Source organism: Deltaproteobacteria bacterium, assembly GCA_026712905.1.
Taxonomy (GTDB): Bacteria; Desulfobacterota; Binatia; order UBA9968; family JAJDTQ01; genus JAJDTQ01.
Map to the genome: position 1 here is coordinate 1 of JAPOPM010000268.1, position 9,607 is coordinate 9,607.

Consider the following 9,607-nt stretch of genomic DNA (forward strand, 5'->3'; position numbering starts at 1 on the left):
GGTAGGATCGGTGGTTACGAGTCCCTCCCGCACAGATCCAAGCGTACGCGACTGACGCACTCGGTTCCTCACCTGACAGGTTCGCTACATTCAGGGAAGAAGCTGGTCCCGGCCGATGGAAATTCGAGGAGACGATTTTCGACAGCGGCGAAGATGGGTGGTCTGCTGCGAGAGGGCTGTGGGACGGAAAACCCGCGATTGGGCTTCGCTGGAACGGTGGGTGCACCGCGACAGAGCGACAGAGCCGCGCTGCAGCGCGCACGGACGAGAATGAATCCGCTTACAGTATGCTTACGGTAACCGTTGCGCAAGTGGCGCTCCGCAGTTCTTACCTCTAGATTTACGCAGTGATATCAATTGCTTATGAGTGAATCTCAAGGTCGGTACCTGGTTGGCGTGGATGTTGGCGGCACCTATGTCAATAACGAACCCTTCGGAAGCATTTCCAAGAGTTGGTGGGACGCGTTCGGGACTCCGTCAAACAAGTCGTAACGAGTCTCCCCAAGAAATAAAGGACGGGTCAACCAAAACCGGACAATTGCGGTCGATAATCTTGGCCCAAATCCACTGCCCCACAACTCGTCGTTCCAGCGGTCGGTCGGGATGCACGGACGAGTTTGAGGTGATCGGAGAGCGCTCCTGTTCAACGACGCGACCTCTCGGTAATCTCCGGCCTACGCCGGATGCTTGGTCGGTGGAATACACCTTAACAACCTGTCCGGGTTTCCGGGACCACCTCACAAACTCTTCGGACCCGTCAAGGAGGATCGGCCATCGTCGGGGCCGTTGCGAGACGGCGATCAAGGTCGATCGCATGACATCACCGCTCACACCTGCCAGTGTCCTCTCTGAGGTCAGCCGGACGTACGACCGGCGGGTGATGAACAACGTCCACAGATCCGAGTACGTTGAAGCCCTCGTGGCTCTCGCACTCAAGGACAGCGGCTGGAAGCGCATGACTCCGTGGGATTCATGGGACTGTGAGCACGAGTCGCGCGTCAGGCTGGAGGTCAAGCAATCCGCGTTCGCGCAGGGTTGGGGGGAACGCAGCAGTCTCCCCCGCTTCGACATCGCTCCCAGAACCGGGTATTGGATCAATGGCGGCGGACAATGGGTCGACCAGACCGGACGTCATGCCGACATCTACGTGTTTGCCTGGCACGGAGAGCAACGTGACACGGCAGACCAACGGGACCCTGGCGCTTGGGAGTTCTACGTGGTCCCGGAGCGCGATCTGCCGGCACAGAAGACCATCGGAATAGCGGCGATTCGTAGCCGGGCGGCTCCGGGTGGTGTCGAGGAACTCGCGGTTGCGGTGGAGCGTTGCCGAACTGCAATACGCCCCCGTTGATCGACTGCGCGTGCACGTGTTGGGCTTTGAGCCTGGCCGGCAGCGGTAACAAACTTTCAAGAGTTGATACCCATGTCCATCTACGAAATCTCCACAGACTCGTTGAACCTTCTCCCGAGGCCGAGGAGTATCAAGTCCAACTCAGGGAGAAAGTCCAGCGAGAGAGGCGGACGGGCAAGGGCAATAGGGACACGACCCGCTACGACGTGTCGGTTTCAGGCAACATGCACCCGAATTTGTCGAAGAGGGACGCCGTTTTGAGGGTTGTCCAATCCCTGGTGGCATTGGGGCATGCTCCGGAAGAAATTTCAGCTGCGGTGGGCGAGCGTTTTTTCGAGAGGAGGTTCCGCGGAGGAGCGCAGGGACACCTGACCGAGAGCGAATTTGTCGAGGCGATGAGCTTGATACGCCGGGGAAAGGGCAAGACGTTTGATCCGCGTAGATGGTACACGCAGGACGACGAGTTGATTTGCCACGATGGACAAACATATGCCTTCTCCAATCAGTGGGGAGGCCAGAAATGGCTCACCGCCATGAAAGCCTTGACCAGGGGTTTTCCGTCGGCCGATATACGATTCGACCCCACAGGATCGGCGGATTAGGCGCCGCCCCGGTGAAAGATACAGACATGTCCGGTCGAGCGTCAGTAAGAAGAATATGAAGGATTGCCGCGGGAGAGAATCTTGATCGGTTTCCAATAGAATCAGGGAGGCGACGAACCTGGCCGCCGAACAGGTGAAGAATGCTTCCGCGAAAGCTGCGGACAAGATATCCGCGGCGGCCGAAGGTTCCGGCGCCGGCTCCCGCAAAGTTGCCGACGCGGCACCTTCCGTGGCGGGTTCCGCCTACGCCGCCTCCGGGAAGGCAGGATTCACGATTGGTGCCATGGGAGGAATGAAGACCCGTTTCAAGAAAGCATTGGGTGCTACTCTGCCGATTGCCGACAAGCTCTCGGTGACGACACAGGGGTTGTTGCCAGCAGTCTTTCCAACGACCTGAACGGATGGCTGCAGGAAATCGCCATGGGCTCTGCTACCATCTACGACAAGGCCATGGATGTAACTTACAACGCAACCCACCCGGCTTCGAGAGTTGATCGCGGCTACGATGCGTGAGGGTAAGGACCTGCCTAAACCGTCGCGCGCGACCAGGCGCCAGCCGATTGTCGTTCCTCCGGTGCCGATTGCGCTGAAGGCGGCCCTCTACGAGGCGTTCCGCAAGGCGGGCATGTCGTACGTCGTCTCGCCCGTGGCCTCGATGTCGCCGAGAGTGAGGTGCGGCACATGCTGAGTCCGGATCATGTCACGAAGGCAGCCACCATCGACCTTGCCTTGCGGCGGTTGGGGAAACGTGTCAGCGTGACCGTCGGCGAGGCCGCGTGACCTGCTTGCGATGACCTCACCAGCCATGGTTGTGCGCGAGAGATTGGGCGATTCGCGCAGTGCCGCTACTCAGGGTTCGCGCCGCGAAGCGGTTAACGGTTTACGGGACACCGCATCGCAGCACCTCCAGCGCTACCGTCGCCTTGAATTCAAAACTATCAAATAGTTATGAGTGATTCCCGAGGCCGATACATAGTCGGCGTGGACATCGGCGGCACCTTCACCGACTGCGTCATCCTGGACGGCGACGGCAAGCTGACCATCGGCAAGGCGCTGTCGACGCCGGACGACTTCTCGCGGGGCGTCATCGAATCTCTGGCGGACGGAGCCGCCAATCTCGGCCTGCCGTCCGTGGAGGACCTGCTCCGCTCGACGTACCTCTTCTTCCACGCCTGCACGGTGGCCGACAACACCCTCATCACCCGGAGCGGGGCGCGGACGGGGCTGGTGGTGACCCAGGGTTTTCCGGACACGTTCCTGATGATGCGGGGTAATGTGACCTACGGACTCACGGAGGCCGAGGGCCAGCACATCGCGGCCCTGGAGAAGCCCGAGCCGTTGGCGCCGCGAAGCCTGACCGAGGGCGTGCAGGGACGCATCGACTACAAGGGCTCGGTGCTGATTGACGCCGATGACCGGCAGATCGAGGAGGTGGTGGAACGGCTGGTGGCCAAGGGCGTCGAGTCGGTGGCCGTGTGTCTCTTGTGGTCCATCGCCAACGACGCCCACGAGAAGGCCGTGGCGGACGTCATCCGCCGCAAGCACCCCGGGATACATGTGAGTTGCTCCAGCGACGTGGCGCCGTTCCTGGGGGAGTACGAACGCACGGCCACCACCATCTTCAACGCCTATATCGGCCCCCGGATTGCTTCGTACCTGCGCAACCTTCGGCAAAGCCTGGCGGACAAGGGGCTCGGCAACGACCCCCTGGTCATGCAGGCCTACGGCGGCATGCTCAGCATCGAGGCGACATCCCAGCGGTCCATTGGCGCGCTGGAATCCGGGCCCGCGGCAGGGGTGGTGGGCAGCAAGTTCATCGGCGACCTGATCGGCGAGCCCAACGTTCTGGCCGCGGACATGGGCGGCACCACCTTCAAGGTCAGCCTGGTGCGGAACGGCGTCATCGAGCGCGACTACCAGCCGGTGTTCGAGCGCTACCGCATCCTGGCCCCAAGATCTGGGTGGCGTCCATTGGCGCGGGCGGCGGCAGCATCGCCTGGATCGACCCGACGGCGGGCCTGCTCAAGGTTGGCCCCCGGGGAGCGGGCGCCGCTCCGGGCCCGGTGGCCTACGGCGTCGGCGGCACCGAGCCCACGGTGTGCGACGCCGACGTGGCCCTCGGTTATCTGAACCCGGACTACTTCCTCGGCGGCCGTCTCTCGCTGAACAAGGAAGGGGCCATGGCCGCCATCGAGGAGCGCATCGCCAGGCCCCTGGGCATGAGCGTGGTGGACGCCGCGGGCGGGATCTTCCGGATTATCAACGCCCACATGAGCGACCTCATCCGCCGCTGTACGGTGGAGCGCGGGTACGATCCCCGGGAGTTCACCATGGTTGCCATGGGCGGGTCCGCGCCCGTGCACGTGGCCCGTTGCGCGCTCCAACTCGGCGTGGGCAAGGTGGTGGTTCCGCTGACGGCTTCCGTCCACGCGGCCACCGGGCTGATCTCCGCGGACGTGACCTACGAGTACGGCATGTCGGACCACGTGGTGGCGCCGCTGGACCCCGTTCGCCTCAACGCCGGTTTCGAGACGTTGCGCGCCCGCGCCGCCGCGGACCTGGCCGGCGCCGGCTTCCAGGACGACGGCACCGAGATCCTGCGGAGCGTGGACATGCGCTACCGCTACCAGGTCAACGAGATCAACGTGCCGGTGCCGGGGCGGGAGCCGGTGGGGGACGATGATCTGGAGCGGCTTTACGCCCGATTCGACGATCTCTACGAGCAGTCGTTCGGGCAGGGCGCCGGGTATCCGGAAGCGGGCAGGGAGATGCTGTCGCTGCGGGTCACGGCCATCGGCAGGCTGGCCAGGCCGACGGTGCAAAAGAGCGGTCTGGCGCCGGGCGATGCAAGGGAGGCCCGGAAGGGGCGGAGGCAAGCGTACTTCGAGGAATACGGAGATTTCGCCCCCACCGACATCTACGATTTCGAGCGCCTGTCTCCGGGCGCCGCCATTGCCGGCCCGGCCATCATCGAGACGCCGGTCACCACCATCGTGGTGAACCCCAACGACCGCGCGGAGATGGACGCGTTCCGGAATATCGTGATCCACGTCGGCCAGGAGGCAACATGACCGCAACCGGCAACGGCAACGTCGATCCCATCACCCTCGAGATCCTGTCGCACCGGCTGTACCAGATCGCCCGGGAGATGGGCATCACCCTGGAGCGGGTCGGCGGCACCGTGAACACGACGCAGCAACACGACTACATGGCGTCGCTCTACACCGCCGACGGAGACGTGCTGTCGGCGGGCGAGTCCCTGGGCCAGCACGTGGCCTGCGCCGGCGTCGCCGTGAAGAAGATCATCGAGCGGTTCGAGGACGGCGAGGGCATCGATCCCGACGATGTCTTTCTGCTGAACGATCCGTACGTGGCGGCCATCCACCAGTCCGACGTCTACGTCATCGCTCCCATTCATTTCGAAGGCCGCCGCATCGCCTGGAGCGCCACCTTCGTCCACGTCATGGACATCGGCGCCATGTCGCCGGGCGGCAACTCTCCCGGGGCCACGGAAATCTGTCACGAGGGGCTGCGGGTGCCCGGGCTCAAGCTGGTGGAGCGCGGCAAGCTCCGCCAGGACGTCTTCGACACCCTGCTGAACATGACCCGGCAGCCGGTGATGGTGGGGCTGGACCTCAAGTGCGAGATCGCCGCCAACAACATCGCCAAGGCCCGGAGACAGGAGATCGCCGACCAGTACGGCTCCGAGCTCCTGGAACAGGTGGCGGCGGAGATCATCCAGTATACCGAGTCGGTGCTGCGCGAGCGCATCGGCGAGTTCGCCGACGGCTCCTGGAGCGACACCGCGCTCATCCAGGGAGACGAGACGTGGAAGATGCAGCTCACCCTGAACAAGCAGGGCGACCGCCTGATCTTCGACTTCACCGGCAGCGATCCCCAGGCCAGGACCGGCATCAACATGCCGTACCACGCGACCTTCGGGACCTGCTTCGCCGCGGTCCTGGAGACCATCGGGTTCGACATCCCGCGAAACCACGGCGCCTTCGGCCCCATCGAGATCGTCGCTCCGCCGGGGACGGTGGTCAATGCCCAATACCCCGCCCCGGTGTCGCTGAACACCACCTCGGGCGCGGCTACGTGCCGTTACTTGGCCCCCGCGGTGTTGATGCAGATGCTGGCCACCAGCGAGAGCTGGCGGCACGAGGTGATGGCGTCCAACGCGGGCCACCGCTTCGCCCGCCACGCCGGCGTCAACCAGTACGGCCGCTACTACGTGTCGAGCCTTTCCGAAGGGGCCATCGACGGATACGGCGCCCGCGCCGGCAAGGACGGAGTGGACTCCGGCGGACGCGGTTGGCACTCGTGCCAGAACGTCGAGTGGGTGGAGCAGAATTTCCCCATCCTCTACCTGTTCCGGCGCCACCTGATGGACGGAGCCGGGGCCGGGCGCTACCGGGGCGGGGCCGGCGCGGAGACCGCGCTGACGGTGCACGACGCCCCCGAGGGCGGCATCAAGGGCGTGGCGCTGGGAGTCTCGGGGTTGCGGAACTCGGGGCAGGGCGTCTTCGGCGGCCTGTCCGCCGCCCCCAGCCTGCTGGTGCTGAAGGAAGACACAACCGTCTGGGACGCAATCCGGGAGAACCGCCACCCGGAGGACGTGGAGGCCATGGGCGGCACCTCGGAGATGCTGCCGTATTGCGACTTCGACCTGCGCGACGGCGGCGTCCTGTACATGCGCATGGCCAGCGGCGGAGGGTACGGGGACCCGCTGGACCGGGACCCCGAGGCAGTGCTGCGGGATGTGGTCAACGGCATCGTCTCGGCGGAGTCGGCTCGGGACATATACGGCGTCGCCCTCGACGATTCGGAAATACGGGTTGACGATGCCGCCACGGAAGCGCTCCGCGCCCGGATCCGGGAGCAGCGCTAGGCCCCGGATCGTCATTCCCGCGAAACAGGCGTGTCAAGACTCCATCTGAGAGAGGCGCCACACCCCCGGATCGTCATTCCCGCGAAAGCGGGAATCCAGGGGCGGTGGGGCGAGGGAACACGCTGCTATACCCCGCCCAACCCCTGGATTCCCGCTTTCGCGGGAATGACGATCCGGGGGTGTGAGAATTCAACCAGTCTTCTGCGGCGCAGGCTCCTAGTGGCCTGTTTCTAGGGGCGGCCAGCGCTCCCCGCCGCTTTGGGTCCAGCCGTGGAATTCGTTTTTCATGCAATCATCCATGTAGTATCGTATTTCGTCAGCATCTAATCTTATTATCAGGTCAACATGCCTCACCTAGTTTTAACTAATCTTCATTTCTTATGAATTTTTGGAATTATTCATCAGAAAATATGGTTCCAAGGATTCAAATTTCACGACCGGTCACCGTATTTCAAGAGCGACGGCTCCCTGTTCCGGCCGTACCGGCAGGCTACGCCGCGTTGATCGGAGGGCATGGTCTTCGCGTCCCGCTGCCGCGCACCTTGAGCGCTATCGGCGAGCGTCACAGGCGTCTGGAGGAGGGCGGATGGCGCATCTATTCGCCGCGCTACGCGCCGGATGCGAGCCTGGACGGACAACTGACCTTCGCCCTCAAGTATGAGGGCCTCGATCTGGCCGTCCTCAAGCGCCTGTTCGTCGCCACCGGTCCCGGTCCGGTCGAGGCCATCGTCCGAACGAAACCGACGGGCTCCTATGCGCGGCGCATCTGGTTCCTCTATGAATGGCTGACCGGACAACGGCTCGATCTGCCGGATGCCGATCGTGGCGCCTACCCGCATGTGGTCGATCCCGACCGCCAATATGCCGCGCCAGCCGAGACCTCTTCACGGCATCGCGTGAAGAACAATCTGCCCGGCACGCCGGATTTCTGCCCGCTGGTCTTTCGGACGGAGGCGCTGGAACGTTTCGTCGGCATGGACCTGCCGGCGCGCGCGCGGCAGGCGGCCGCGGCCGTGCCGCGCGACCTGTTGGCGCGAACGGCCACTTTCCTCTTGTTGAACGACTCCCGGTCCAGCTTCGCCATCGAAGGCGAGCGTCCGCGGCAAGACCGCATTCAACGGTGGGGCCGCGCCATCGCACAGGCCGGTCGGCAAGTCATCGACCTCGACGAACTGGTGCGTCTGCAGCGTATCGTGATCGGCGATTTCCGGTTCCTGCGCCCCGGACTCAGGACCGAGGGCGGTTTCATCGGCGAGCACGATCGCGAGACACGCATGCCCATCCCGGTGCATATCAGCGCCCGGCCCGACGATCTGCCAGGGTTGGTCGGCGGCTTGGTGGCCTTCGACGGGCGGGCGGCGCAACAACTCGATCCGGTCGTGGCCGCATCGGCGCTCGCTTTCGGGTTCGTCTTCACCCATCCCTTCGAGGACGGCAACGGCAGGCTGCACCGCTACCTGATCCACCACGTCCTGGCCAAGAGAGGGTTCAATCCGCCGGGCCTCGTCTTCCCGATATCGGCCGTGATCCTGGACCGGATGGACGGCTACCGGGCGGCGCTGGAGGACTGTTCGCGCAGGCTCCTCCCGGCGGTGGATTGGGAGCCCACCGACGACGGCAATGTCCGTGTGCTCAACGACACCGGCGATTTCTACCGGTTCCTCGATGCCACGCCCCAGACGGAATTCCTGTACGGCTGCGTACAGCGCACCATCGAGCAGGACCTGCCGGAAGAAGCTGCCTTCCTGAAACGATACGACGCGTTCCGCGCGGAGCTCGACCTGATGCTCGATCTGCCGGACCGTTTGGCCGACCTCCTGTTCCGCTTCCTGCACCAGAACGGCGGGATGCTGTCCGGTCGCGGCCGCGAGCGGGAATTCGCCGCGCTCACCGATGAAGAGGTTGAACGGATCGAGGTCGTCTACCGGGATGTATTCACGGATGGGATGGCGCCCGTGCCTTGATTTGTCACGACGCCGCGTGGCAGTGTGGCCGAAGGAACGTCTTCATGGAATACATCATCGGGGTCGACATCGGCGGCACCTTTACGGATTGCGTGGTCCTGGACAGCGACGGGAAGCTGACCATCGGAAAGGCGCTCTCGACCCCGCATGACTTTTCCGTGGGCGTGGTCGACGCGCTCCACAACGCCACCGAGAACCTGGGGCTGCCGGACATCGGCGCTCTCCTTCGCTCCACACGCCTGTTCTTCCACGCCTGCACGGTGGCCGACAACACGCTCATCACCCGTGCCGGTGCCGTCACCGGGCTGGTGGTCACCGAGGGCTTTCCGGACACGTTCCTGATGATGCGGGGCAACGTGCACCTGGGGCTGACGGAGACCGAATCCTCTCACGTGGCGGCGCTCGAGAAGCCCGAGCCGATGGTTCCGCGGGGTCTCACGGAAGAAGTGCCGGGCCGGATCGACTACAAGGGATCGGTGCTCGTCGAAACCGACATCCGGCGGATCGAGGAGGCCGTCGACCGGCTGGTGGGCAAGGGGGTGGAGTCCGTTGCCGTCTGCCTGCTCTGGTCCATCGCCAACAACGCCCACGAGAAGGCCGTGGCGGATGTGGTCCGCCGCACGCACCCCGAGGTCCACGTAAGCTGCTCCAGCGACATCGCGCCGTTCCTGGGGGAATACGAGCGCACCACCACGACCATCTTCAGTTCCTACATCGCTCCCAAGATCGTCGCCTACATGCGCAGCCTTCAGGGGAAGCTCGCCGGCAACGGGCTCCGGAGCGCCCCCCTCGTCATGCA

General features: G+C 64.2%; 7 protein-coding genes and 1 pseudogene. All 8 read left to right on the forward strand.

Annotation, left to right across the window (positions count from 1 at the left end; translation table 11 throughout):
- The first annotated feature begins 814 nt into the window (after window positions 1–814).
- Window positions 815–1,351 carry a hypothetical protein gene (locus OXF11_21930; GenBank protein ID MCY4489747.1) on the forward strand — a complete coding sequence of 179 codons (537 nt, stop codon included), beginning with the start codon at window positions 815–817 and terminating at the stop codon, window positions 1,349–1,351.
- A gap of 26 nt (window positions 1,352–1,377) precedes the next feature.
- On the forward strand, window positions 1,378–1,953 hold the full coding sequence (locus OXF11_21935) for a hypothetical protein (GenBank protein MCY4489748.1): 576 nt from the start codon (window positions 1,378–1,380) through the stop codon (window positions 1,951–1,953).
- 133 nt (window positions 1,954–2,086) lie between these two features.
- Window positions 2,087–2,350, forward strand: a complete 264-nt coding sequence (locus tag OXF11_21940; GenBank protein MCY4489749.1) for a hypothetical protein — start codon at window positions 2,087–2,089, stop codon at window positions 2,348–2,350.
- 551 nt (window positions 2,351–2,901) lie between these two features.
- Window positions 2,902–4,361, forward strand: a pseudogene (locus OXF11_21945) (hydantoinase/oxoprolinase family protein).
- 66 nt (window positions 4,362–4,427) lie between these two features.
- Window positions 4,428–5,024, forward strand: a complete 597-nt coding sequence (locus tag OXF11_21950) for a hypothetical protein (protein ID MCY4489750.1) — start codon at window positions 4,428–4,430, stop codon at window positions 5,022–5,024.
- Window positions 5,021–6,844 (forward strand): hydantoinase B/oxoprolinase family protein, encoded by a 1,824-nt coding sequence (locus tag OXF11_21955; protein ID MCY4489751.1) that lies wholly within the window; start codon window positions 5,021–5,023, stop codon window positions 6,842–6,844. Before OXF11_21950 ends, OXF11_21955 begins: the two co-directional genes overlap by 4 nt.
- 410 nt (window positions 6,845–7,254) lie before the next feature.
- Window positions 7,255–8,808: a Fic family protein gene (locus tag OXF11_21960; GenBank protein ID MCY4489752.1), complete on the forward strand. Its 1,554-nt coding sequence runs from the start codon at window positions 7,255–7,257 to the stop codon at window positions 8,806–8,808.
- Window positions 8,809–8,852: 44 nt separating this feature from the next.
- Window positions 8,853–9,607, forward strand: a 755-nt coding sequence (locus tag OXF11_21965) for a hydantoinase/oxoprolinase family protein (GenBank protein MCY4489753.1), incomplete at its 3' end; no start/stop codon positions are given.